We start from the raw sequence: 22,997 nt of genomic DNA on the forward strand, positions 1-22,997 counted from the left end.
GGTGCACACCGTCCGGCTCGTCGCCACCGACGGCCTGCACCGCGTCACGACGGTCCAGCGCTACTGACGCAGCGGCCCCGCCGAGCCCTGAGGGCCGGGACGACCTCGACGGTCGTCCCGGCCCTTCGTCATCTCGTTGCACCGAACGACTTGTCTGGGGACCCGCCGAGACGGATACTGGTTACCAGCCGGTAGCACTCCTCGGTAACTTGTGCGCCGGACCCGATTCCCCCACCTGAGGACACAGGCAGCATGAGCCACTACAAGAGCAACCTGCGCGACGTCGAGTTCAACCTCTTCGAGCTTCTCGGGCGCGGCGACGTCCTCGGCCAGGGAACCTTCGCCGAGATCGACGTCGACACCGCCAGGAGCATCCTCGGCGAGGTCGATCGCCTCTCCCGCGAGAACCTCGCCACCTCCTTCGACGATGCCGACCGTAACCCCCCGGTCTACGACGCCGCGGAGAAGACGGTCACGATGAACCCCGCGTTCGCCAAGAGCTACCAGAGCTGGATGGACGCCGAGTGGTGGCGCCTGCAGGTCCCCGAGGCACTGGGTGGTCAGCGCGCGCCCGCCTCGCTCATCTGGTCCACGGCGGAGTTCGTGCTCGGCGCCAACCCCGCCGTCTGGATGTACGCCGCCGGCCCCGGGTTCGCGAGGATCGTCTTCGAGAACGGCACCGAGCGGGACAAGAAGATCGCCGAGTACATGGTGGAGCGCCGCTGGGGCGCCACGATGGTGCTCACCGAGCCCGACGCGGGCTCGGACGTCGGCGCCGGCCGCACCAAGGCCACGCCCAACGAGGACGGCTCCTGGAACATCGAGGGCGTCAAGCGCTTCATCACCTCCGCCGAGCACGACATGAGCGAGAACATCATGCACCTCGTCCTCGCGCGCCCCGTGGGTGTGGAGGGCGCCGGCGGCCCCGGGACCAAGGGGCTCTCGCTCTTCCTCGTCCCCAAGCTCCACTTCGACCACGAGACCGGTGAGCTGACGGGCGAACGCAACGGCGCCTACGTCACCAACGTCGAGAAGAAGATGGGCATCAAGGTCTCCACGACGTGCGAGGTCACCTTCGGGGACGGCGCTCCGGCCAAGGGCTGGCTGCTCGGTGAGGTCCACGACGGCATCAACCAGATGTTCCGCGTCATCGAGAACGCCCGCATGATGGTGGGCGCCAAGGCCATCGCGACGCTCTCGACCGGCTACCTCAACGCGCTGGAGTACGCCAAGGAGCGCGTGCAGGGTGCCGACCTGACGCAGGCCTCGGACAAGACCGCGCCGCGCGTCACGATCACGCACCACCCCGACGTGCGTCGCTCCCTGCTGACGCAGAAGTCCTTCGCCGAGGGCCTGCGCACGCTCATGCTCTACACGGCCACCTGGCAGGACGCGGTCATGCAGAAGGAGGACGCCGGCGAGGACGCGTCGCTGGAGGAGGCCGTCAACGACCTGCTCCTGCCGCTCGTCAAGGGCTACGGCTCGGAGCGCTCCTGGACCCTGCTCGGCACCGAGTCCCTGCAGACCTTCGGCGGGTCGGGCTTCCTGCAGGACTACCCGCTGGAGCAGTACGTCCGCGACGCCAAGATCGACACGCTGTACGAGGGCACGACCGCCATCCAGGGCCAGGACCTCTTCTTCCGCAAGATCGTGAAGAACAAGGGCCAGGCCATCGGCCACCTCGCGCAGGAGATCCAGGCCTTCGCCCAGAGCGATGCCGGCAACGGTCGCCTCAAGGTCGAGCGCGAGCTGCTCGCCAAGGGGCTGGAGGACGCCCAGGCCATCCTCGGCGTGGCGTTCGCGGACCTCATGGCCAGCAACCCGGCCGATGAGAAGGGCGACATCACCAACATCTACAAGGTGGGTCTGAACACCACCCGCCTGGTGTACGTCCTCGGTGACCTCGTGGTCTCCTGGCTGCTGCTGCGCGGCGCCGAGGTCGCGCTCGAGAAGCTCGGCGGCGACGTGTCGGCGTCGGACAAGGCGTTCTACGAGGGCAAGGTCGCCGCGGCCTCGTTCTTCGCCAGGAACGTCCTGCCCAAGCTCGCCGGCGAGCGCGCCGTGGCCGAGTCCATCGACGACTCGATCATGGAGCTCGACGAAGCCGCCTTCTGAGAGCCCCTCCCGCCCCACGGGACCCCTGATTCCCATGTCGACATGGGAATCAGCACAGGTGCATGGAGAACTGGCAGATGCATGGGTTGTTTCCCGTGCATCTGCCAGTTCTTCGTGCATCTGCGCGAGCCCCGTGGCGACCGGCCGGGTCGTGCGCCCCATCGAGGTGGGCACGGCTCGGCCTCATCGTCGGGGCGCGTGCGGACGCCTATGCTCAAGATTCGACCTAGGAGGCACGTCATCAGGCTCGTCAACCCGCTGTGGTACCTCGCCACCTTCCTGCTCGCCCTCGGCGGGCAGGTCACCGGGACCGCCGTGGCAGCCGGTTCGTGGGACGCCGTGCGCGATGCGGACCCGGTCGGCACCAGCGAGCCCATCGACGCCGGCGGTGCCTCCCTCGCCGTCTACACCGACGTCCTGCAGCCGGACCGGGACATCACCTGCACCGCCACCCCACCGGGAGAGGACGCCGAGCCGGTCGACGTGCCCGCCGCCCCGCTGGACCTGACCGCCACGAGCGAGGGCACCAGCTGGTACCTCGTCGGCTTCCTCATCGAGGGCCGCGACGAGCTGAGCGTGGCGTGCCAACCGGCCGACGACGCGGGCGACAGCGCGAGCTACGCCGTCGCGGCGGCCGAGGGGGTCCAGGAGCAGGCCAACGTGGGGAACGGGGTCGGCTGGACCGGCACCCTGCTCGGCGTCGTGCTCGCCGCCTTCGTCTTCATGTCCCGCCGCCGCAACCGCCAGGAGAGCTCCCCGTGACCATGCTGCAGACCTACGTCGACGCCTGGCGGCACAGTGGCCAGGCCGTGCTCGACCTCGCCGAGGACGTCGCCGACCACGAGTGGATGCTGTCCACCGACCTCCCGGGCTGGACGGTGCACGACGTCCTCGCCCACCTCGCCCACCTGGAGGCGGTGCTGGCCGGGCAGGTGCCCGACACCGAGGTCGACGCCACGGCCTCCGGCGTCGTCAGCACGTACACCGAGGGCGGCGTGCAGACCCGCCGCACGCACAGCACGAGCGACATCCTCGCCGAGCTGCGGGCGGCCCTCGCCACCCGCGACGCCGACCTGACAGAGCTGCCCGAGGACCCGTCAACCCCGGCGGACCGCACCCCGGGCGCCGCCCCCTGGACGTGGGAGACCCTGCTGCGCAACCGTGTCATCGACATGTGGTGCCACGAGCAGGACATGCGCCGCGCCCTGGACCGGCCCGGGAGCCTGGACTCGCCCGGCGCCGAGGTGACGGCCCGCACCTTCGCCGCCGCGATGCCCTTCGTGCTGGGCAAGAAGGTGGCCCCCGGCCCGGGCACCAGCGTCCACTGGCACATCACGGGTGACATCCCCCTGGAGGTCGGCGCCACCGTCGACGACGAGGGCCGCGCCCGCTCCGGGGCGCCGGACCACCCCACGTGCACCATCACGCTGTCGTCGCAGGCCTTCTGCATCGTCGCCGCGGGGCGCAGGCGGCCCGAGGACGTCGACGTGGAGATCACCGGCGACGAGGACCTCGGCCGCCGGGTCCTGGCCTCGATGACGCTCACGATCTGAGTCCGGCGCAGGTGCGCCCACCTCGCTACCGTGGGCGCATGACCTGGTCCACCGACGACATCCCCGACCTCGACGGCCGACGTGCCGTCATCACCGGCGTCACGGGCGGGCTCGGGTTCCACACCGCGCTCGAGCTCGGCCGCCGCGGCGCCGCACTCACCGTCACGGCCCGCAACCCGCGCAAGGCCGACGACACCGTGGGTCGGCTGCGCCGGGAGCTGCCGGAGGTCGACGTGGAGGTGCTGGCCCTGGACCTCGCCGACCTCGCCGACGTCCGAAGGGCCACCCAGGAGCTGACGGCTCGGCACGACCGGATCGACGTCCTCGTCAACAACGCCGGCATCATGGTCCCGCCGTACACCACGACGACCGACGGCTTCGAGCTGCAGATCGGCACCAACCACCTCGGGCACTTCGCCTGGACGGCCGGGCTGTGGCCGACGCTGCGCGCCTCGGGCGCTCGGGTCGTCTCCGTCGCCTCCCTGGCCCACAGCGCGGCCCGGGACATCGACCTGGCCTCACTCACCGTCGCGGGCTCCCCGCGGCGCTACCGGCGGTGGCAGTCCTACGGCGAGTCCAAGCTCGCCAACCTGGTCTTCGCCCTCGAGCTCGACCGACGCGTCAAGGCCGCCGGGCTCGACGTCGTCAGCGTGGCCGCCCACCCCGGGCTGTCCTCGACCAACCTGCAGAAGACCGGGGTCGGCATGGGCAGCCCCTTCGCCGGGAGCGCCTTCGCGCAGGTCAGCAAGATCGTCTCGCAGTCGGCGGCGCACGGCGCCTGGCCGCTGGAGCGGGCCGCCACCGACCCCACTTTGACGGGTGGTGAGTACGTCGGCCCGGCCAGCCTCGGTGGCACCCGCGGGCGGCCCGTCCCCGTCGGCATGACACGCGCGGCCCGCGACGAGCACCTCGGCGCGACCCTCTGGACCGCGTCGGAGGCCGCGGTCGCCGTGGACTTCTCGGTCTGACGCGGCACGGGTCCGGTCGTCCAGCACGACCTCATCCACGTGTTCGATTTCCTCGGCCCACGGTGTTCGATTAGCCAGCGGACCCAGGTTGACGTAACATAGACGCCGATGAGCCCAGTGATGACAAGCCCTGCTGACCAGATGACCCTCCGCCAGATCGAGCGCGACGACCTCGACACGGTGATCGACATCAACCAGAACGCTCTCGAAGGGGTCGGGCCACTCGACCACGAGAGCCTGAGCCACCTCGTCGAGGAGGCCGACCAGGCCCTCGTGCTCGAGGACGACGGCGACATCGCCGGATTCGTCATCACGCTGCCCACGGGCGCGGTGTACGAGTCCAGCCGCTACGACTGGTTCGAGTCACGCCTGAAGGACTACGTGTACCTCGACCGGATCGTCGTCGCCGAGACCCACCGCCGCCAGGGCGTCGCCTCGCGCCTGTACGAGGAGATCGAGGGCGAGAAGCCCGTGGCGCTGGAGGTCTACGACCACAACGACGGTTCGTTGGCCTTCCACGAGGGCCGCGGCTTCGAGCCGGTCGGCGAGCTCGAGCACGGCGGCACCACGAACATCATGTTCGTCCGCCCCGCCGACTGATCGCACCCCACCACCCGACGAACCCCGCCCCTGCCCGTCAGGCGGCGGGGTTCTTCGCGTCGGGGGTCAGCCGAGCTCCTGCATCCGGCGCCGGGCCTCGGGGTCCTCGGCCAGCAGCTTGGCGCGGGTCCTGCGCCGCAGCCGCCAGATCTGGACGATCCCCACGCTCCACAGCACGTACTGCACAGCCATCGCCCACACGAAGGCCTCGGGAGTGTAGGCAGCGCTGGAGCCCGGGGTGCGCCAGTCCAGCACGATGCCGATCGCGATCACCAGCAGCAACGAGGCGATGAAACCACCCTGGTTGATGATGCCGGTGGCAGTGCCCAGCCGGTGAGCGGGATTGAAGCTCCGCCCGAAGTCGAAGCCGATCATCGACGCCGGCCCGCCCACGCCGACGACGACGACCAGCACCACGAGCAGCCCCATCGGCGCAGGCCCCGGCCACGCCAGGACGACCGTCCAGACCACGACGATCGCCCCGAGGATGCCGAGCACGAGATCTGAGCGGTGCCAAGGCTGCCTGGTGATGAACAGCGCCAGCAGGGGCCCCGCGGCCATCACCGCCACCACCAGCACGGTCAGGAGCAGTCCCGCCTCGGCCGGGGTGCGGCCCTCTCCCCGCACGAAGTACGGGTAGCCCCACAGCAGGCTCAGCGTCGTCGCGCTGAACTGCGTGGTGAAGTGCGTCCAGAAGCCCAGGCGCGTGCCAGGGTGGCGCCACGACTCCGCCAGGCTGCTGCGCACGACCGTCCAGGAGAGCGCCGGTCCGAGCATCCGGCGCTGCTCCGGCGCATCGTGGACCACCAGGACCAGTGCCACCAGCAGCACGATGCCCAGGCCGGCCGCGACCAGGTACGTGGGGGTCCAGCCGAGCTCGGCCAGGGCCCAGGTCATCGGGATGGCCGCGACGATCGCCCCGAGCTGGCCGGTGACGCCGGTCATCTGCGTGACGAGCGGGATGCGCCGAGGCGGGAACCAGGTGTTGACCAGGCGCAGCACGCACACGAAGGTCATCGCGTCGCCCAGGCCCACGAAGACGCGGGCCGCCAGGGCGACTCCGTAGGAGTCGGCGAGCGCGAAGGCGCCCTGGGAGAGCACGAGCACGATGGTGCCGATCGTCAGGATCCGCCGGGAGCCGAAGCGGTCCAGCATGAGGCCGACGGGAATCTGCATCCCGGCGTAGACCACCAGCTGCAGCATCACGAACGACGACAGCTGGGCGGCGGTGATGCCGAACCGGTCCGTGGCCTCCAGCCCGGCCACGGCGAGTGACGAGCGGTGGAACACGGCGAGGAAGTACACGGCGAGTCCCACGAGCCAGATGCGCAGGGCCCGACGCGGGACCGGCGCGAACGTGCTCACTCGTTCAGTGAAGCAGGCGGCCCGCCCACCCGTGTCCCGGGGCGTCCGTGACGCTGACGTGAGAGGTTTGAGGCATGCGCACGCTCATCCGGCCCGCCGCGGCGGGCATCGTCACCCTCGTCCTTCTGCTGACCTCGGCGCTTCCGGCCCAGGCCTCCGCGCGCCTGTGGCACTCACACGGTGGCAGCCAGACCGAGTGCAACGCTCAGCTCAAGCGATCGGCGGGAGGCCTGGTCGCCCAGGGCTGGGTGATCGGATCGACCACTCCGTGCAGCCCTTCGCAATACATCAAGGGGCAGTGGACCGGGTCGTTCACCTACTCCCGCTGATCCTTCGCATGAGTCACACCGATCTCGCCGACTGGCGGGCGCGCGTCAGCGACCTCTATGCGTCGGTGCGCGCCGACGCCGATCCCGAGCGCGGCCACGCCACGTGGCGGGCCGGACGCGACCAGCTCTTCCGCACCCACCCACACTCACCGCTGCCCGCACGCGACCTGCTGCGCGAGACCGGACTCCCGTTCTGGGCCTACGACCCGGCCTGGCGGCTCCGCGTCGCGGTGGATGAGGCCGAGGCGGAGGATCGTGAGCTCGAGACGGCCGACACCGGGGTGCTCGCGATGCAGCGCATCGGCCGCGTCACGCTGCCCACGCAGGAGACGCTCGACGTGTGGTCGCTCGTGCAGTACGGCGGCGGGCTGTTCGTGCCACTGAAGGACGGGACCGCCGGCCGGGGCTCCTACGGCGCCGGACGCTACGTGCTCGACACGGCCAAGGGAGCATGGCTCGGGGGCGAGGCCGACCAGCTGGTGCTGGACCTGAACTTCGCCTACCACCCGTCGTGTCGCTACGACGACCGCTGGCGCTGCCCGCTCGCCGCACCGGGCAACACCATCGCCACCCCGGTCGAGGCCGGCGAACGCATGCCCTGACCGGGGAGGTCGGCCTCAGAAGGTGAGGGCCAGCGCCGGGTCCCGCAGGATGGCGGCGACGTCGGCGAGAAAGCGGGAGCCCTGCTCGCCGTCGACGACGCGATGGTCGAAGCTCAGCGCGAGCGTCGTCACCCAGCGCGGCACGACCAGGTCGTCCTCGTCCACCCACGGCCGACGCTCGATGGCGCCGAGCGCCAGGATCCCCGACTCCCCCGGATTGAGGATCGGCGTGCCCGCGTCGACGCCGAACACGCCGATGTTGGTGATCGTGAACGTCCCACCGCTCATCTGGGCCGGCTGCGTCCGGCCGGCGCGGGCGGTGGCCGTCAGCTCACCGAGCGCCTGCGCCAGCGCGTGCAGGGACATCGTCTGCGCGGCGGGGATGTTGGGCACGACGAGGCCTCGGTCCGTCGCCGCGGCGATGCCGAGGTTGACGTCGGCCTTCACGACGATCTCGCGCGCGGGCTCGTCCCAGGTCGCGTTCATCTCCGGGGTCCGGCGCAGCGCCAGGCACACGGCCCGGGCGACGACGAGCGTCGGCGACACCTTGACATCGGCGAACGCGCGGTCCGTCTTCAGCCGCTCCACCAGGGCCATCGTGGCCGAGACGTCGAGCGTGACCCACTCCGTGACGTGTGGCGCGGTGAACGCCGAGGCGACCATGGCCTCGGCCGTCATCTTGCGCACCCCCTTGACGGGGATCCGCACGTCGCCGGTGGTGGCCGGCGCCGCGACCGCGGCAGGCTGCTGGCGACCCTCGATGAAGGCCTCCACGTCGGATCGGGTGACGATCGGTCCGTCGCACGGAACCGCCGCGAGGTCGATGCCGTGGTCCTTGGCCAGCTTGCGCACCGGTGGCTTGGCCAGCGCCCGCACCGGTCGAGGTTCGGTGCTCACTGTCGGGGACGGCGGGTCGACCTCCGCCACGGTCTCCGGCTCGGCCTCCGCCTGCGACGTGGCGGCGTCGGCCTGACCCGTCCGCCGACGTCGGCGTGTGCTCACCCCGGTCCGTGGGCCGTAGCCCACGAGGACGCTCTGGCGCTCGGCCTTGGGCTCGGCCTGCGACTCATCGCCCGCGTCGTCCGGGTCGGCGGACGACGCACCGATCGCGATGATCGGGGTGCCGACGGGCACCGTGGCCCCCTCGTCGACGTGGATGGCCGACACGGTCCCCGCGTAGGGGCTCGGCAGCTCCACGACGGACTTGGCCGTCTCGATGTCCACGATGGTCTGGTTGACGGTGATCTCATCGCCCACGGCGACGTGCCACGTCACGATCTCGGCCTCGGTGAGGCCCTCGCCCACGTCGGGCAGCTTGAACTCGCTCATCGCCACCTCCTCAGAACGCCATCGAGCGGTCGACGGCGTCGAGCACCCGGTCGAGGTCCGGCAGGAACTCCTCCTCGACCCGACTGGGCGGGTAGGGCAGGTCGTAGCCGGTGACGCGCAGCACGGGCGCCTCCAGCGAGTGGAAGCACTCCTCCTGCACCCGCGCAGCGATCTCTGCCCCGAGGCCGAGCGTGCGCGCGGCCTCGTGGACGACGATCACCCGTCCCGTCCGACGCACGGACTCGTGCACGGGCTCCAGGTCCAGGGGCGAGAGCGTCCGCAGGTCGATGACCTCCAGGTCCAGGCCGTCCTCCGTGGCCGCCTCGGCCGACTCCAGGCACGTGCGCACCATCGGCCCGTACGCGAGCAGGGTGGCGTCCGAGCCGGACCGCACGACGCGGGAGGCGTGCAGGGGGTGCGGCTCGGGGCCGATCTCGCTGGCGTCCCAGTAGCGCCGCTTGGGCTCCATGAAGACGACCGGGTCGTCGGACTCGATGGCCTGCTGGATCATCCAGTAGGCGTCGTGGGCGGTGGACGGGGACACGACCTTCAGCCCGGCCGTGAGGGCGAACTGCGCCTCCGGGCTCTCCGAGTGGTGCTCGACGGCCCCGATGCCACCCCCGAACGGGATCCGGATGACCATCGGCATCTTCACGAGTCCGCCGCTGCGGAAGTGCAGCTTGGCCACCTGGCTGACGATCTGGTCGTACGCGGGGTAGACGAAGCCGTCGAACTGGATCTCCACCACGGGTCGGTACCCGCGGTAGGCCAGGCCGACAGCGGCCCCGACGATGCCCGACTCGCCCAGCGGCGTGTCGATGACGCGGTGGACGCCGAAGTCCTTCTGCAGCCCGTCGGTGACGCGGAAGACGCCGCCCAGGGGACCGACGTCCTCGCCCATGACGAGCACGTGGTCGTCGCCCTCCAGCGCGGACCGCAGTCCGGCGTTGATCGCCTTGGCGATGCTGGCCGTGGTGCCGGGTGCGGTGCTGCTGTGGGGGCTCATGCGATCACGTCCTTCGAAAAACCACCGTAGGAACGTGCTCGCATGAGATCTTCCTTGTTCACTCGCTGGCGCTCGCTCATGCCGGGCTCCCCTCGAACGACTCGCGATAGCTGACGTACTCCGCTCGCTGCGTCGCGAGCTCTGGTGTCTGGTCGGCGTGCACGAGGGAGAAGAGCTCGGCGAGGTCCGGCTCGGGCAGGGCGTGGCACGCGGCACGCAGGTGCTCGCCCAGGTGCTCGGCCTCCTCGGCCAGGTCGGTGAAGAACGCCTCCGGCGTGCCACCGGCGCGCAGCAGCGACTCGACGCGGGCCAGCGGGTCGCGGCCACGCCACATCTCCACCTCCGCGGGGTCGCGGTAGCGGCCGGGGTCGTCGGAGGTCGTGTGGGCGCCCATGCGGTAGGTGACCGCCTCGATGAGCATCGGTCCCTGGCCGGCCCGGGCCCGCTGCAGCGCCGCCTCGGTGACGGCCTTGACGGCGAGGACGTCGTTGCCGTCCACACGCACGCCCTCGAAGCCGAAGCCCGAGGCGCGCTGCACCAGCGGGACGCGGGTCTGCCGCTCCAGCGGCACCGAGATGGCCCAGTGGTTGTTCTGGCAGAAGAACACGACCGGAGCCGAGAACGACGCCGCCCAGATGAAGGCCTCGTTGACGTCGCCCTGGCTCGTGGCACCGTCGCCGAAGTACGCGATCACGGCGCCGTCGCGCTCGTCCCCTCCCTCGTCGGCGCTGTGGCCGACCTGCCCGTCGAGCGTCAGGCCCATGGCGTAGCCCGTGGCGTGCAGGGTCTGAGCACCGATGACGATGCTGTACAGAGCCATGCCGGTCTGCGCGGGGTCCCACCCCCCGAGCTCCACCCCGCGGAACAGGCCGAGCAGCTTGGCCGGGTCGATGCCACGGCACCACGCGACGCCGTGCTCACGGTAGGTCGGGAAGGCGAAGTCGCTCGTGCCCAAGGCTCGCGCGGAGCCGACCTGCGCGGCCTCCTGGCCCAGGCACGGCGCCCAGAGCCCGAGCTCACCATGGCGCTGGAGGGCAGTGGCCTCGGCATCGATGCGGCGGACCAGGACGAGGTCGCGGTACAGGGCGCGGATCGACTCGTCGTCGCCGGCGAAGGCGTAGTCAGGATGCTCGACGCGGACCCCGTCCGGCGTCAGGAGCTGGACGATGGCGGGATCGTCCGTCGGGTGAGCGGTGGAGGGAACGGGCATGCTGCTCCTCGGTCGACCGGCTGCGGGATCACCGCGCCGATGGCGTCAGTGCCGACGCGGGCCATGGGTGGCGGCCGATGTCGACACGGGCGTGACTGGCATCACACCTGCACCCAGCGTAGACGACCGGGCGCCCCCGAGCCAGCCCGCCACGATGGGGGCCGCCCGGGTCCGGGCTCAGCGGCCCGTCAGCCAGCGTGCCGCGAGGTCGAGGAAGCGGTCGCAGGCCTCAGGCGTCCCGACGCTGACCCGCACTCCCTCCCCGGCGAACGGCCGGACAGAGACGGGGTGGACGCGCTCGGCGAGCAGATGAGCATCGGGTCCGAGGGGCAGCCAGACGAAGTTGGCCTGGCTGTCCGGGACCTCCCAGCCCTGGGCCCGCAGGCCCTCCAGCAGCGCGATCCGCCCGGTCACGACGGCCTCGACGCGCTCCCCCAGCTCGTCGGCGGCCTCCAGGGAGGCCACGGCGGCGGCCTGCGCGAGGTCCGTCACGCCGAACGGCGGCGTCACCTTGCGCACGGCCTCGGCGACCAGGACGTCGGCGATCGCGTACCCGACGCGCAACCCGGCCAGACCGAAGGCCTTGGAGAACGTCCGCAGCACGACGACGTTCTGCCGGCCGGCCGCCAGGAAGGAGAGACCGGTCGCGGCATCGTCACGGCGGACGAACTCGACGTACGCCTCGTCGACCACCACGAGCACGTGGTCCGCGACCGCCGCGACGAACCGCTCGAGCTCGGCCTGCGTCACCACGGGACCGGTCGGGTTGTTGGGCGTGCAGACCAGCACGACGCGGGTGCGTTCCGTGACGGCCGCAGCCATCGCGTCGAGGTCGTGGGTGGCGTCGGCGCGCAGCGGGACGGGAACGGCCGTGGCGCCCGCCGCGGCGATGGCGATGGGGTAGGCCTCGAAGGACCGCCACGGCAGGACGACCTCGTCGCCGGGACCGCAGTACGCCGTCATGAGCGAGAAGAGCACCGAGACCGAGCCCGTGCCCGCGGCGAAGCGATCCGCCGCCAGTCCCGTCGTGCGGGCCAGCGCCTCGTACAGGTCCGTGACCCCGGCGTCCGGGTACCGGTTCATCCGACCGAGCGTCGCGGCAGCGCGCTCCATGACCCCCGGCAGGGGCGGGTAGGGGTTCTCGTTGCTGGAGAGCTTGAGGTCGTCGCTGCCCGCGGGACGACCGGCCCGGTAGACGGGGATGCCCGCGAGGGCGGGACGGGGTTCGGGAGCTGGCACCGTCCGAGGGTAACCACGCACCGGTGTCCGCGGCTCAGCCGACGGACTGGGCCCCGCCGCTCCTGCCGACGCGGTGAGGGTGCGGCAGGATGCCGTCGTGGCCGCCGTCGAATCGCAGCACAGCAACCGCTCGCCCGTCATCGGCTACGTGCTGGCGCTCACGGCGGCGGTTCTCTTCGGCATCAATGCCGGGATGACCCGCGTCCCGCTGCGCTCGGGCACCGACGTCACCACGTTCACGTCGGTGCGCATCACGGGGGCCATGGTGCTCGTCGTGCTCATCGCCCTCGTCGTGGACCGCACCGCCCTGCGGCCCCCCTCCTGGCGCGAGGTGCCGCTCGTCGTGGGACTCGGCGTCGTGGGCATCGTCGGTCTGCAGGGCCTGTACAACGTCGCGATCGACCGCCTCCCGCTGGGCATCGCCCTGCTGCTGGAGTACACCGGGCCGGTCCTCGTGGTGCTGTGGGTGCGGTTCGGCCGCCGCGAGCCGGTGCACCGGCGGGTGTGGCCCGCGCTGCTGCTGACCCTCGTGGGACTCGCCGTCGTCGGGCAGGTGTGGAGCGGACTGGCCTTCGACGGGCTCGGCGTGGTCATGGCGCTCGGTGCCGCCGTGTGCCTCGCCGCCTACTTCCTCCTCGGCGAGGACGGCCGGGTCTCGGCCGAGCCGCTGCGCTACTTCGTCTGGGCACTCGTGGCCGCCGCCGTCCTCATGACCGTCGTGCGACCGGCGTGGACCGCCACCGAGCTGGGCGTCCAGGCGTCGATGCTGGGTCGTCTGGACGCGTTCTCCGTGCCGGCGTGGTCGGCCATGACCGCCACCATCGTGCTGGGCACCGTGGCACCGTTCTTCCTGCTGCTGCTCGCCCTCCGGGCGCTGCCGGCCGTCGTGGTCAGCGTCGTGGCGATGCTCGAGCCGGTGGTGGCGACGATCGTGGGCTGGGCCTGGTTCTCGGAGTCCCTCTCCCCCCTGCAGGTGGGCGGTGTGCTCGCGGTGCTCGCGGGCATCGTGCTCGCGCAGACGGCTCGGCGCAGGGTCATCGACCCGGCCCTGCCCCCGACCACGTGAGGCCGGAACGTGTTCCGCGGCCTTCGCCGCCGCGCTGCGGTGCCTGAGAGGATGACGCCATGATCCGACTCCTCACCGCGTGGGTGCTGAACGCCGCTGCGCTCGCCACGGCCGCGTGGCTGCTCGGCGAGCAGATGAGCATCGGCGACGGCACCGACCCCACCGACGAGCGCCTCCTGACCCTGGCAGCCGTGGCGGCGGTCTTCACCGTCATCAACCAGGTCGTGGCGCCCATCGTCAAGTTCCTCTCGCTGCCCTTCATCATCCTGACGCTCGGGCTCGCCCTGCTCGTCATCAACGCCCTCATGCTGCTGCTCACGGAGCGGATCGCCGACGCCATCGGCTGGGAGTTCATGGTGAACGGCTTCTGGTGGGCCGTGGCCGCGGCGATCATCATCTCGATCGTGAACGCCGTGCTCGGCGCCTTCGCCGGGGACAAGCGGTGAGCGAGCCCTACCGCATCGGCCTCGTCTGCCTGGGCAACATCTGCCGCTCGCCGATGGCCCACGTCGTGCTCGAGGACCGGCTGCGCTCCGCCGGGCTGGACGGCGAGGTGGAGGTCACCTCGGCCGGCACGGGCGGATGGCACCGTGGCGAGCCGATGGACCCCCGTGCCGCGACGACGCTCTCGGCCGCCGGCTACGACCCGAGCCGACACCGCGCCCGGACCTTCGATCGCGACTGGTACGCCGACCACGACCTCCTGCTGGCGATGGACGCCGCCAACCACGCCGACATGGCGGAGGCCGCGCCGACGGTCGACGAGCAGCGACAGCTCCGGATGTTCCGGTCCTTCGACCCCGTGGCCACCGAGGGTGACCAGGAGGTGCCGGACCCCTGGTACGGCTCGGAGGACGGGTTCGAGGAGGTCCTCACGATGATCGAGCGCACGGTCGACGCGATCGTCCAGCAGGTCGACGGTCTGCGGACCGACCGCGACCGCTGACCCCCGCCCGGTAACCTGCCCACATGGCTCGCATGGCAGGCACGGCGGCACGCGCCGAAGCGCTCATCGGCCACGGCGTCGTCTCCACGACCCCCGTGGCCGGTGGCGACATCTGCACGGCCACGCGACTGCGCCTCAGCGATGGGCGCAACGCCGTCATCAAGACCCGACCGCAGGCCCCGGCGGGCTTCTTCCGCCGCGAGGCCGAGGGGCTGGCCTGGCTGCGAGAGGCCGGCGGCGCACCGGTCCCCGAGGTGCTCGGGGTCGACGACGAGTGCCTCGTGCTGTCGTGGGTGGAGCCGGGCAAGCCGACGTCGGAGGCGGCCGAGCAGCTCGGCCGCGGCCTGGCCACCACGCACGGGGCCGGAGCACCGACCTTCGGCGCCGCTGACGACGGCTACATCGGCATGGCTCCACTGCCGAACCGGCCACTGGAGACTTGGCCGGAGTTCTACGCCTCCCGCCGCGTGATGCCCTACGTCCGCGCCGCCCTGGACCGCAAGGCCCTGACCGTCGAGCAGGCCGGCACGATCGAGGCGACGATGCGCCGCATCCACGACATCGCCGGACCGCAGGAACCCGTCTCCCGCCTGCACGGCGACCTGTGGTCCGGGAACGTCGTCTGGTCCACCGAGGGTCGGGCCTGGATCATCGACCCCGCGGCCCACGGCGGGCACCGGGAGACCGACCTCGCCATGCTCGCGCTGTTCGGCGCACCGCACCTGCAGCGCATCCTGGACGCGTACCAGGAGGCCGCGCCCCTCGCCGACGGCTGGCGGCGTCGCGTCCCGCTGCACCAGCTGCACCCGCTGCTGGTGCACGCGGTCATGTTCGGGGGCAGCTATGGCTCGCGTGCCACCGCCGCGGCACAGGCCGCGCTGCAGCCCCGGGACGACTGACGCCGTCGTTCCCGGCCGGGCTTCAGCACCAGTTCAGGCGGGTTGGGCACACTGGGGTCATGCGGATCCTGGTGGTCGACGATGATCGAGCCGTGCGCGACTCCCTGCGCCGCTCCCTGGAGTTCAACGGCTACACCGTCGAGCTGGCCTCCGACGGCGCCGAGGCGCTGGCCAAGGTGCCCCGCATCGACCCCGACGTCATCGTCATGGACGTCATGATGCCGCGGCTGGACGGCCTGGAGGCGACACGGGCTCTGCGCAGCGCGGGCAACGACGTCCCGATCCTCGTGCTCACGGCCCGAGACGCGGTCTCGGACCGGGTCGACGGTCTCGATGCCGGAGCGGACGACTACCTGACCAAGCCGTTCGCCCTCAACGAGCTGCTGGCTCGCGTCCGCGCCCTGCTGCGCCGGTCCACGCGGCGGGCCGAGATCGAGGCCGACGAGGCACCCCTGTCGTTCGCGGACCTCACCCTCGATCCCGTGACGCGGGAGGTCACCCGCGGCGAGCGCTCCATCTCCCTGACCCGTACCGAGTTCGCCCTGCTGGAGCTGTTCATGCAGCGCCCCAAGCGTGTGCTCGAGCGGTCCTTCATCCTCGAGGAGGTGTGGGGGTTCGACTTCCCCACCACCGCCAACTCCCTGGAGGTCTACGTCGGGTACGTGCGCCGCAAGCTCGAGGCCGAGGGGGAGGACCGTCTGCTGCACACCGTGCGTGGCGTGGGCTACGTGCTGCGCGAGACCCCGCCGTGAGCGATGCGGAAGGCACGCAGGCCCGCGGCCGCTCGGCCCCCGTGGGGGCAGCGTTGGAGGCGGCGCGTCGCACCATCCACCCCTGGACCGCACGGGCATCCCTCGCGCTGCGTGTCGCCCTCCTCACGACCGGCGCCGTCGCCGCCGTCCTCACGGTGGCCAGCGCCGTCATCTACGTGACAGTGCGCGCCGAGCTGCAGGACGCTTTGGACGACACGCTCCTCAAGCGCGCCGAGGCCGCCGTCAGCGCGGGCTACAGCCCCGGTGCGATGAACGAGGAAGACGCCGACCTGCTCTCGGCGTTCGGGATCCGTTTCATCGCCGTGGAGGGCGGACAGGTCTTCACCCGTCGCGCCGACGCCGACTTCCCGTACGACCGCCGCGAGATCGCCGTCTCCATCGGCGAGGCCCAGAGCTCGCGCCGCACCACGACGATCGACGACGAGCCGTGGCGCGTCGTCGCCGTGCAGGCCGGTCCCGGGCAGGCTCTCGTGCTCGCGCAGTCGATGGAGTCGACCCAGCGGTCGCTGGACCGGCTCCAGCTCGTGCTCGTCATGACGTCGGCCGCCGGCATCCTCGTGGCCGGTCTCGCCGGGTGGGTCGTCGCCGCCAACGGGCTGCGGCCCGTCCGCCGGCTCACCGCCGCCACGGAGCGGGTCGCACGGACCAGCGAGCTGCGTCCCATCGAGGTCTCCGGGCACGACGAGCTGGCCAGGCTCACGACGTCGTTCAACCAGATGCTGCTGGCGCTGGAGGCCTCGCAGGAGCGACAGCGCCAGCTCGTCGCCGATGCCGGCCACGAGCTGCGCACCCCGCTCACCAGCCTGCGCACCAACATCGAGCTGCTCGGCCAGGCGTCGGAGAACCCGGACCGGTCCCTGACCGCAGAGCAGAGTGGCGAGATCATGGCCGACGTCCGGCTGCAGCTGCAGGAGCTGACGACGCTCGTCGGTGACCTCGTGGAGCTCGCGCGCGACGAGCCGATGAACCAAGCACCCGAAGAGCTCGACCTCGCCGACGTCGTGACCCATGCCGTCGAGCGGGTCCGGCCCCGTGCCCTGGGCCTTCGGATCATCACCGAGAACGAGCCGTGGATCGTGCACGGGGAGGCACCCCTGCTCGAGCGGGCCGTGACCAACCTGCTCGACAATGCCGTGAAGTGGAGCCCTGACGGTGGCACCGTGACGATCCGCCTGCACGCCGGTGAGCTCACCGTGCGCGACGAGGGCTCGGGCATCGCCGCGGAGGACCTCCCCCACGTCTTCGACCGCTTCTACCGCTCCCCGGAGGCGAGGACGTTGCCCGGGTCGGGCTTGGGCCTCTCGATCGTGCGGCGTGCCGCGGAGCGACACGGCGGTTCAGTGGAGGCCGCCTGCCCCGAGTCCGGCGGAACGATGTTCACGATGAGCATCCCCGGCCGAGACGGGCCGCTCGACGACTGACATCTCGGGGTTCTTCGGCCTGTCACACGTGCCGCTCAGCGCGTTCTCAGTCATGCGGAACAATGTTGTCCCATGAGCCATGAGAACGACCCGTTCGACTCCCAGCCGTACGTGCCCCCCCACCGTCGGGAGGGGAACACGCCGCAGGACGCGAGCGATCACGACTCTGGCGACACCTCCCCCGGCGCCACCGGCGACGCGCCCCGGGACACCACGCCACAGAGCCCCGACCACGAGTCCACGGTGGAGGTGCCGTCCGGCTCCGACGTGGGCCGGCACGAACCGACGCAGGAGCTGCCGCACGACTCGGCCCCGTCGCACTCTCACCGATACGCCGACCGGTCCGCCGCTGGGGCGGCGACCGCGCAGCAGCACGGCAGCGGCCGCCCCGACCCGCAGGCACCCGCCCCCGCCCAGCAGTCCGAGCACACGACGGCCTACGCCGCGGTCCCGGCCGGTGGCAGCGGAGACGGTGGCGGATGGGGCCAGGAGCCGCCCGGCACCGCGTCGACGCCGGCCGCGCCCAAGAAGCGCCGTGGCCGCGCCCTGGCGGGCGTCCTTGCCTTGGTCCTGCTCGCCGGCGCCGCCGGCATCGGGGGCGCGGCGGCCTACGACCAGTGGGGCACGGACGGGGGCACCGGCGTGATCAGCTCGCTGGGCGGCGACGACGGCGACGGCGGTTCCGCGCCCGAGGGCCAGGTCGAGCGGGTCGCCGCCAACGTCCTGCCGTCCGTCACCCAGATCAACGTGGCCGGCGGAGGCGCCGGGGGCTCCGGCACCGGGATCATCATCAGCTCCGACGGTGAGATCCTCACCAACAACCACGTCGTCGAGGCCGCCGCGGACGACGGCACCATCACCGTCGGGTTCAGCGACGGGACCAACGCCGAGGCCGAGATCGTCGGGCGTGACCCCAAGACCGATCTCGCCGTGATCAAGGCCGAGGGCAAGAGCGGGTTGCAGCCCGCGACCCTCGGCTCCTCCAACGACCTGACCGTCGGCCAGGAGGTCGTGGCGATCGGCTCGCCGTTCGGCCTGGAGAGCACCGTCACCAGCGGCATCGTCAGCGCCCTGAACCGTCCGGTGGCTTCTTCCGACGGCGCCGGCGGCGACTCCACCGTCTTCCCTGCCGTCCAGACCGACGCTGCCATCAACCCCGGCAACTCCGGCGGCCCTCTCGTGGACCTCGAGGGCCGCGTCGTGGGCATCAACTCCGCCATCCGCTCCGGCACCTCGGCCGGTGGCGAGGCCGGGTCCATCGGCCTGGGGTTCTCCATCCCGGTCGACCTCGCCGAGAGCGTCGCTGAGCAGCTGCGTGAGGGCCGAACGGTCGAGCACGCCCAGATCGGCGTCACGGTCCGACCGGCCGTCGACAACGACGAGATCACCGGCATCGGTGCCGAGATCGTCGAGGTCGCCGACGGGAGCGCCGGCGGGGAGGCAGGTCTGCAGCAGGGCGACGTGATCACCTCCCTCGACGACGTCCCGGTCGGCAGCTCCAACGCACTCGTCGCCTCGATCCGCGCCTATCGGCCCGGTGACGAGGTCACGTTGACCTTCCAGCGCGACGGTGAGTCCCAGCAGGTCGACGTCACGCTGGACTCCGACGGCGGCAACACCTCCGACTGACGCCGCGCTCCCGGCACGAGGTCCCGTCACCGCTCGGTGGCGGGATCTCGTGCTCGGACGTCCGGAACCCCCGTCGCCTTGACCAGTCCTTCCTCGTAGCCTCGGAGTCGTGACCGCCCCCACGGCCGACCGGAGCGTCGGCGTCGACCTGACGTTGCTCGCCCTCGGCACCGTCGTCCTGCTCTGGGCCTCGGCGTTCGTCGGGATCCGAGCCGTCGCCGACGCCTTCGACCCCGGCCCCCTCTCCCTGGGTCGGCTGGTGGTCGGGGCACTCGCACTCACCGTGATCGCGCGTCCGTGGCGGCAGCGCATCCCCGGGGGCAGCACCCTCAGCCTCGTCGTGCTCTACGGCGTCGCCTGGTTCGGTCTGTACAACATCGCGCTCAACGCCGCAGAGACCACCTTGGACGCCGGGACCACGGCCCTCGTGGTCAACATCGGACCGATCCTGATCGTCCTCGGCGCCGGCCTGATCTTCAAGGAGGGGTTTCCCCGCCCGTTGATGATCGGCATGCTCGTGGCGTTCGCGGGCGTCGTGCTCATCGCCCTGAGCACGCGCCAGGACTCCGCCGTCGAGACGGCCAGCACCACCGGCGTCCTGCTGGGAGTCGCAGCCGCCGTGCTCTACGCCATCGGTGCGCTCGCGCAGAAGCCGACCCTCGCCGTGACCACTCCGGCGATGTCGGTCTGGCTGGCCTGCACGATCGGCGCGGTCGCCTGCCTGCCCTTCCTGCCGCGACTGCTGACGCAGCTGGGCGAGGCCACGGTCGGCGAGATCGCCTGGGTGGTCTACCTCGGGGTCTTCCCGACGGCCATCGGCTTCGCTGCGTGGGCCTACGCGCTCAAGCGGCTCAGCTCGGGCCAGGTGGCCTCCACGACCTACCTGGTCCCCGTCGTGGCCACGGCGATCTCCTGGGTGCTCCTCGACGAGGTCCCTGCCCCGCTGGCCTTCGCAGGGGGCGCACTGTGCCTGATCGGCGTCGCCGTCACCCGTTGGCGCCCGCGGCGCGCCCCGGCTCCGCACTGAGCCGACGTGCGGGGCCCGGCGCCTCGGCGCATCGTGGGATCATGACGAAGGAGCTGCAGACCGGGGACCGGGTGAGTTGGAAGACGCCTCAGGGACGCACCCAGGGGCGTGTCGTCGAGCGGAAGACCAAGGACTTCCAGCTCGCCGAGCAGCAGTGGCGGGCGAGCGAGGACGAGCCCAAGTACGTCGTGGAGAGCGAGAAGACCGGCGCCCGCGCGGCCCACGCGGCCGCCGCGCTGCGCAGGCTGAAGGGCTGACCTCCCCGCGTCAGTCGAGCAGGTCCAGGACGAGGTCCCGCAGCACCCCGAAGCCGCCCTGCGTGAGGATCGACTCGGCGTGGAACTGGATGCCGTGGAAGTGCGGACCGGCCACGTGGTGGACGTCGCCCGTCGCGTCGTCGCGCTCCACCGTCACCCCGGGTGGCAGTCCGGCGGGGCCGACACGTGCCACGAAGGTGTTGTAGAAGCCGACGGTCTCGGGACGCTCGAGCACCGACAGCCGGGACTGCGTGCCCTGGAACACGATGTCCTTGAACGCCAGGTCCAGGCCCAGAGCACGGCTCAGCACCTGGTGACCCAGGCACACCGCCAGGAACGGCTGCTCGCGCGAGAGCAGCTCGGTGACGGCACGGTCGAGGACGGCGATCTTGGCGTCGTCGCTCTCGCGCGGGTCGCCCGGCCCGGGGCCCACGACCACCAGGTCGTAGTCCTGGAACGCGGCCGGGCCCTCGTCCCGCAGCAGGGCGGAGTCGTGTCGCACCACGTCGGTCGTCATGCCGAGCACGCCGAACACGTGGGCCAGCATGTTGACGAAGTCGTCCTCCGCGTCCAGGACGACCACCCGCTTGCCCTGCAGCGACGCCTCGGGGGCGGCTCCTGACTGGTCGGAGAGCCAGAACTGGCTGAGCCGCTGGTTGCGAGAGCCGAGCGCGATGAGGACCTCGTCGTCCCGCGTGAAGGCGTCGATGCCCTCGGTCGGTGTGGGGGCGGCGTCGACCAGCCCGAAGGCCGACAGCACTCCCGACGCCTTGGCCCACGTCTCGGTGGTCTCGTGGACGGGGTCGGAGTCACGCACGAGCGTCGCGCCCGCGGTGACGGTGAGGTTGCCCTCCAGGTCGACGTCGGCGGTGCGGATGAGGATGGGCGCGTCGACCATCGGCGCGCCGTCGGCGTCACGACCCACGAGCGCCGCGACCGAGGCGTAGTACCCACGGCCGTGCTCCTCGTACTGCTTGATCAGCCGGCAGGCGTTCTCCACGGGGCTGCCCGTGACCGTGGCGGCGAACATCGAGTCGCGCAGGACGTCGCGGACGTCGCGGTCGGTGCGACCGGCGAGGAGGTACTCGGTGTGCACGAGGTGGCTCATCGGCTTGAGGTAGGGGCCGAGCACGAGGCCGCCCTCGTGGCAGATGTCGCACATCATCTTGAGCTCCTCGTCCACGACCATGAAGAGCTCGTAGATCTCCTTCTCGTCGGAGAGGAAGCGCAGCAGCTCGCGCGTGCGGTCCGCATGGGTCTCCAGGCCGCGCAGCCGGAACGTGCCGCTGATCGGGTTCATGCGGACGTTGCCCGCCTCCACGCTCACGTGCCGCTCCGGGCTCGCGCCGACGAGGTACCGGTCCCCCGTGAAGACGCAGAACGTCCAGAACGAGCCACGCTCGCGCTCGAGCAGACGGCGCAGGACGGTGAGCGCCCGGTCGTGGCCCCAGTCGGCGACCTTCGCCCGGTAGTGCCGGCCGATGACGAGGTTGGCGCCCTCCCCGCGGCCGATCTCCTGCTCGATGACGCGGCGCGTCATGGCGGCGTACTCGTCGTCGGACGTCTCGAAGCCGCCGGCGTCGGCCAGCTCGATCGGCACGTCGGGGAGCATGGCCAGGAGGTCGTCCAGGGGCACCTCGTGCCGGACGCGGGCCTCGATGACGGTGAGCGGCGTGCCGTCCTGGTGGGCCTCGAAGCCTCGTTCCCGCGCCTGCGCGAAGGGCACCAGCACCAGGGAGTCCCACTCCGGCCTGCCGGTGGCGCCACCGTCGGACAGGGGGACGTCGGCCAGCATGTCGACGTCCACGCGGGGTCCCCCGATGAGCGTGACGATGTCGGCGTCGCGGCTGCGCACGAGCGCGAACGCGGGCTGGGAGAGCAGCTCGTCCAGCAGGGTCATGTCGTTTCCTTCGTCGGTCCTCGTCGGCCGCGTGGACACCGAAACGCCCAGACCTCCGACGAGGGGGTCTGGGCGTGGTCGCGTCGACAGTCCTCCTCTACGGGAGGCGCCACCAGGTGCTGACGTGGACTGTCATGGAGGCAGCCTAGCCTCTTGAGCACCTGATACCACCGGGATACCATCGGAGCATGGCCATGACCCTGAGGCTCGACGACGCCGACGACGCTGCACTCGCCGCGCTGGCGCAGGCGCACGGCATCAGCAAGAACGAGGCCGCTCTTCGCGCCATCCGAGAGGCACGACGTCGTGCAGAGGACGAGCGAGCGCTCGACCTGGCGATCACGGACACCCTCACCCGCTACCCCGACACCATCCGGCGTCTGGGCGAATGACACGCCACCTCACCTTGGAGGAGGCGTTGCGCATCGCCGAGTCGGTGCTCGGAGAGCCACCGCAGATCCGCGACCTCGGGCTCGTCGAGTCGGCCCTCGCTCGGCCCCGCACGTCGGTCTTCGGTCGGGACGCCTACGACTCGCTCGAGGAGAAGGCTGCGGCGATGCTGCAGTCGCTCGTGCTCAACCACGGCCTGGTCGACGGCAACAAGCGGCTCGGATTCGCCTGCGTCTCGGTCTTCCTCACCCTCAACGGAGCACCGCTCGATCTCGGGGACGACGGCCCCGCCTACGATCTCGTCATCGCAGTGGCGACGGGCGAGCTGCCCGACGTGTCGGACATCGCTGCGGCACTGAGAGGGGCGTGAAAC

Annotated in this window: 24 protein-coding genes; 18 read left to right on the forward strand and 6 right to left on the reverse strand. The window is 71.4% G+C overall.

The genetic code is table 11. The features are described from left to right. Positions 1 to 252: 252 nt before the first annotated feature. From ACHAAC_RS03695 to ACHAAC_RS03715, 5 genes are all read left to right on the forward strand, one after another. Entirely contained in the window at positions 253 to 2,115 is a 1,863-nt protein-coding gene (locus tag ACHAAC_RS03695; RefSeq protein ID WP_435714581.1) for an acyl-CoA dehydrogenase, read from the forward strand. Between the two features lie 210 nt (positions 2,116 to 2,325). After that, entirely contained in the window at positions 2,326 to 2,877 is a 552-nt protein-coding gene (locus tag ACHAAC_RS03700) for a hypothetical protein (RefSeq protein ID WP_435714582.1), read from the forward strand. A 2-nt stretch (positions 2,878 to 2,879) separates the two neighbouring features. Next, positions 2,880 to 3,668: a maleylpyruvate isomerase family mycothiol-dependent enzyme gene (locus ACHAAC_RS03705; RefSeq protein WP_435714777.1), complete on the forward strand. Its 789-nt coding sequence runs from the start codon at positions 2,880 to 2,882 to the stop codon at positions 3,666 to 3,668. 38 nt (positions 3,669 to 3,706) lie between these two features. After that, positions 3,707 to 4,636, forward strand: a complete 930-nt coding sequence (locus ACHAAC_RS03710; protein ID WP_435714583.1) for an oxidoreductase — start codon at positions 3,707 to 3,709, stop codon at positions 4,634 to 4,636. A 141-nt stretch (positions 4,637 to 4,777) separates the two neighbouring features. Beyond that, on the forward strand, positions 4,778 to 5,236 hold the full coding sequence (locus ACHAAC_RS03715; RefSeq protein ID WP_435714584.1) for a GNAT family N-acetyltransferase: 459 nt from the start codon (positions 4,778 to 4,780) through the stop codon (positions 5,234 to 5,236). A 66-nt stretch (positions 5,237 to 5,302) separates the two neighbouring features. Here the strand turns inward: ACHAAC_RS03715 and ACHAAC_RS03720 are convergent, their stop codons facing one another. After that, positions 5,303 to 6,601 carry an MFS transporter gene (locus tag ACHAAC_RS03720; protein ID WP_435714585.1) on the reverse strand — a complete coding sequence of 433 codons (1,299 nt, stop codon included), beginning with the start codon at positions 6,599 to 6,601 and terminating at the stop codon, positions 5,303 to 5,305. A gap of 74 nt (positions 6,602 to 6,675) precedes the next feature. Here ACHAAC_RS03720 and ACHAAC_RS03725 point away from each other — a divergent pair, with 74 nt between their 5' ends. Both ACHAAC_RS03725 and ACHAAC_RS03730 read left to right on the forward strand, forming a co-directional pair. Beyond that, entirely contained in the window at positions 6,676 to 6,930 is a 255-nt protein-coding gene (locus tag ACHAAC_RS03725) for a hypothetical protein (protein ID WP_435714586.1), read from the forward strand. An 8-nt stretch (positions 6,931 to 6,938) separates the two neighbouring features. Then, entirely contained in the window at positions 6,939 to 7,532 is a 594-nt protein-coding gene (locus ACHAAC_RS03730) for a DUF1684 domain-containing protein (RefSeq protein WP_435714587.1), read from the forward strand. A 15-nt stretch (positions 7,533 to 7,547) separates the two neighbouring features. Here the strand turns inward: ACHAAC_RS03730 and ACHAAC_RS03735 are convergent, their stop codons facing one another. From ACHAAC_RS03735 to ACHAAC_RS03750, 4 genes are all read right to left on the reverse strand, one after another. Beyond that, the gene (locus ACHAAC_RS03735) at positions 7,548 to 8,861 is read right to left on the reverse strand and encodes a dihydrolipoamide acetyltransferase family protein (protein WP_435714588.1); all 1,314 of its coding nucleotides are present in this window, start codon (positions 8,859 to 8,861) and stop codon (positions 7,548 to 7,550) included. A 10-nt stretch (positions 8,862 to 8,871) separates the two neighbouring features. Beyond that, positions 8,872 to 9,867 (reverse strand): alpha-ketoacid dehydrogenase subunit beta, encoded by a 996-nt coding sequence (locus ACHAAC_RS03740; protein ID WP_435714589.1) that lies wholly within the window; start codon positions 9,865 to 9,867, stop codon positions 8,872 to 8,874. Positions 9,868 to 9,943: 76 nt separating this feature from the next. After that, positions 9,944 to 11,077, reverse strand: a complete 1,134-nt coding sequence (gene pdhA, locus ACHAAC_RS03745) for a pyruvate dehydrogenase (acetyl-transferring) E1 component subunit alpha (protein ID WP_435714590.1) — start codon at positions 11,075 to 11,077, stop codon at positions 9,944 to 9,946. A 177-nt stretch (positions 11,078 to 11,254) separates the two neighbouring features. Next, on the reverse strand, positions 11,255 to 12,316 hold the full coding sequence (locus tag ACHAAC_RS03750) for a histidinol-phosphate transaminase (protein ID WP_435714591.1): 1,062 nt from the start codon (positions 12,314 to 12,316) through the stop codon (positions 11,255 to 11,257). A 97-nt stretch (positions 12,317 to 12,413) separates the two neighbouring features. Between ACHAAC_RS03750 and ACHAAC_RS03755 the strand changes: the two genes are divergently transcribed. The 9 genes from ACHAAC_RS03755 to ACHAAC_RS03795 all read left to right on the forward strand — a co-directional run bounded on the left by ACHAAC_RS03755 (position 12,414) and on the right by ACHAAC_RS03795 (position 20,334). After that, positions 12,414 to 13,382, forward strand: coding sequence for an EamA family transporter (locus ACHAAC_RS03755; RefSeq protein WP_435714592.1), 969 nt, complete (start codon positions 12,414 to 12,416; stop codon positions 13,380 to 13,382). A gap of 59 nt (positions 13,383 to 13,441) precedes the next feature. Then, positions 13,442 to 13,828: a phage holin family protein gene (locus ACHAAC_RS03760; RefSeq protein WP_435714593.1), complete on the forward strand. Its 387-nt coding sequence runs from the start codon at positions 13,442 to 13,444 to the stop codon at positions 13,826 to 13,828. After that, positions 13,825 to 14,328 carry a low molecular weight protein-tyrosine-phosphatase gene (locus tag ACHAAC_RS03765; protein WP_435714594.1) on the forward strand — a complete coding sequence of 168 codons (504 nt, stop codon included), beginning with the start codon at positions 13,825 to 13,827 and terminating at the stop codon, positions 14,326 to 14,328. Before ACHAAC_RS03760 ends, ACHAAC_RS03765 begins: the two co-directional genes overlap by 4 nt. A 23-nt stretch (positions 14,329 to 14,351) precedes the next feature. Further along, on the forward strand, positions 14,352 to 15,227 hold the full coding sequence (locus ACHAAC_RS03770) for a fructosamine kinase family protein (protein ID WP_435714595.1): 876 nt from the start codon (positions 14,352 to 14,354) through the stop codon (positions 15,225 to 15,227). Between the two features lie 59 nt (positions 15,228 to 15,286). Beyond that, positions 15,287 to 15,979 (forward strand): response regulator transcription factor, encoded by a 693-nt coding sequence (locus ACHAAC_RS03775; protein ID WP_435714596.1) that lies wholly within the window; start codon positions 15,287 to 15,289, stop codon positions 15,977 to 15,979. Next, on the forward strand, positions 15,976 to 17,421 hold the full coding sequence (locus ACHAAC_RS03780; RefSeq protein WP_435714597.1) for an ATP-binding protein: 1,446 nt from the start codon (positions 15,976 to 15,978) through the stop codon (positions 17,419 to 17,421). The genes ACHAAC_RS03775 and ACHAAC_RS03780 overlap by 4 nt, the downstream gene beginning before the upstream one ends. A gap of 72 nt (positions 17,422 to 17,493) precedes the next feature. Next, positions 17,494 to 19,050: a trypsin-like peptidase domain-containing protein gene (locus tag ACHAAC_RS03785; RefSeq protein WP_435714598.1), complete on the forward strand. Its 1,557-nt coding sequence runs from the start codon at positions 17,494 to 17,496 to the stop codon at positions 19,048 to 19,050. Positions 19,051 to 19,159: 109 nt separating this feature from the next. Beyond that, the gene (locus ACHAAC_RS03790; RefSeq protein WP_435714599.1) at positions 19,160 to 20,077 is read left to right on the forward strand and encodes a DMT family transporter; all 918 of its coding nucleotides are present in this window, start codon (positions 19,160 to 19,162) and stop codon (positions 20,075 to 20,077) included. Between the two features lie 41 nt (positions 20,078 to 20,118). Then, a complete protein-coding gene (locus tag ACHAAC_RS03795) occupies positions 20,119 to 20,334 on the forward strand; it encodes a DUF2945 domain-containing protein (RefSeq protein WP_435714600.1) in 216 nt (71 codons plus the stop codon). 10 nt (positions 20,335 to 20,344) lie between these two features. Here ACHAAC_RS03795 and ACHAAC_RS03800 read toward each other — a convergent pair whose 3' ends face one another. Next, on the reverse strand, positions 20,345 to 22,234 hold the full coding sequence (locus tag ACHAAC_RS03800; RefSeq protein ID WP_435714601.1) for a chorismate-binding protein: 1,890 nt from the start codon (positions 22,232 to 22,234) through the stop codon (positions 20,345 to 20,347). Positions 22,235 to 22,422: 188 nt separating this feature from the next. On the opposite strand from ACHAAC_RS03800, the gene ACHAAC_RS03805 reads away from it, so the two are divergent. After that, the gene (locus ACHAAC_RS03805) at positions 22,423 to 22,626 is read left to right on the forward strand and encodes a CopG family transcriptional regulator (RefSeq protein ID WP_435714602.1); all 204 of its coding nucleotides are present in this window, start codon (positions 22,423 to 22,425) and stop codon (positions 22,624 to 22,626) included. Beyond that, positions 22,623 to 22,994, forward strand: a complete 372-nt coding sequence (locus ACHAAC_RS03810) for a type II toxin-antitoxin system death-on-curing family toxin (RefSeq protein WP_435714603.1) — start codon at positions 22,623 to 22,625, stop codon at positions 22,992 to 22,994. The genes ACHAAC_RS03805 and ACHAAC_RS03810 overlap by 4 nt, the downstream gene beginning before the upstream one ends. Positions 22,995 to 22,997 lie beyond the last annotated feature (3 nt).

The sequence above is a fragment of the Aeromicrobium sp. CF4.19 genome, from assembly GCF_051262555.1.
In the GTDB taxonomy this organism is placed as follows: Bacteria; Actinomycetota; Actinomycetes; order Propionibacteriales; family Nocardioidaceae; genus Aeromicrobium.

Coding starts and splice junctions, on each gene's coding strand:
- pdhA (WP_435714590.1), bottom strand. CDS start 11,077: ATGCCCGTTCCCTCCACCGCTCACCCGACGGACGATCCCGCCATCGTC.
- ACHAAC_RS03810 (WP_435714603.1), top strand. CDS start 22,623: ATGACACGCCACCTCACCTTGGAGGAGGCGTTGCGCATCGCCGAGTCG.
- ACHAAC_RS03705 (WP_435714777.1), top strand. CDS start 2,880: ATGCTGCAGACCTACGTCGACGCCTGGCGGCACAGTGGCCAGGCCGTG.
- ACHAAC_RS03725 (WP_435714586.1), top strand. CDS start 6,676: ATGCGCACGCTCATCCGGCCCGCCGCGGCGGGCATCGTCACCCTCGTC.
- ACHAAC_RS03795 (WP_435714600.1), top strand. CDS start 20,119: ATGACGAAGGAGCTGCAGACCGGGGACCGGGTGAGTTGGAAGACGCCT.
- ACHAAC_RS03700 (WP_435714582.1), top strand. CDS start 2,326: ATGCTCAAGATTCGACCTAGGAGGCACGTCATCAGGCTCGTCAACCCG.
- ACHAAC_RS03740 (WP_435714589.1), bottom strand. CDS start 9,867: ATGAGCCCCCACAGCAGCACCGCACCCGGCACCACGGCCAGCATCGCC.
- ACHAAC_RS03785 (WP_435714598.1), top strand. CDS start 17,494: ATGAGCCATGAGAACGACCCGTTCGACTCCCAGCCGTACGTGCCCCCC.
- ACHAAC_RS03715 (WP_435714584.1), top strand. CDS start 4,778: ATGACCCTCCGCCAGATCGAGCGCGACGACCTCGACACGGTGATCGAC.
- ACHAAC_RS03760 (WP_435714593.1), top strand. CDS start 13,442: ATGATCCGACTCCTCACCGCGTGGGTGCTGAACGCCGCTGCGCTCGCC.
- ACHAAC_RS03730 (WP_435714587.1), top strand. CDS start 6,939: ATGAGTCACACCGATCTCGCCGACTGGCGGGCGCGCGTCAGCGACCTC.
- ACHAAC_RS03800 (WP_435714601.1), bottom strand. CDS start 22,234: ATGACCCTGCTGGACGAGCTGCTCTCCCAGCCCGCGTTCGCGCTCGTG.
- ACHAAC_RS03710 (WP_435714583.1), top strand. CDS start 3,707: ATGACCTGGTCCACCGACGACATCCCCGACCTCGACGGCCGACGTGCC.
- ACHAAC_RS03770 (WP_435714595.1), top strand. CDS start 14,352: ATGGCTCGCATGGCAGGCACGGCGGCACGCGCCGAAGCGCTCATCGGC.
- ACHAAC_RS03695 (WP_435714581.1), top strand. CDS start 253: ATGAGCCACTACAAGAGCAACCTGCGCGACGTCGAGTTCAACCTCTTC.
- ACHAAC_RS03775 (WP_435714596.1), top strand. CDS start 15,287: ATGCGGATCCTGGTGGTCGACGATGATCGAGCCGTGCGCGACTCCCTG.
- ACHAAC_RS03805 (WP_435714602.1), top strand. CDS start 22,423: ATGGCCATGACCCTGAGGCTCGACGACGCCGACGACGCTGCACTCGCC.
- ACHAAC_RS03735 (WP_435714588.1), bottom strand. CDS start 8,861: ATGAGCGAGTTCAAGCTGCCCGACGTGGGCGAGGGCCTCACCGAGGCC.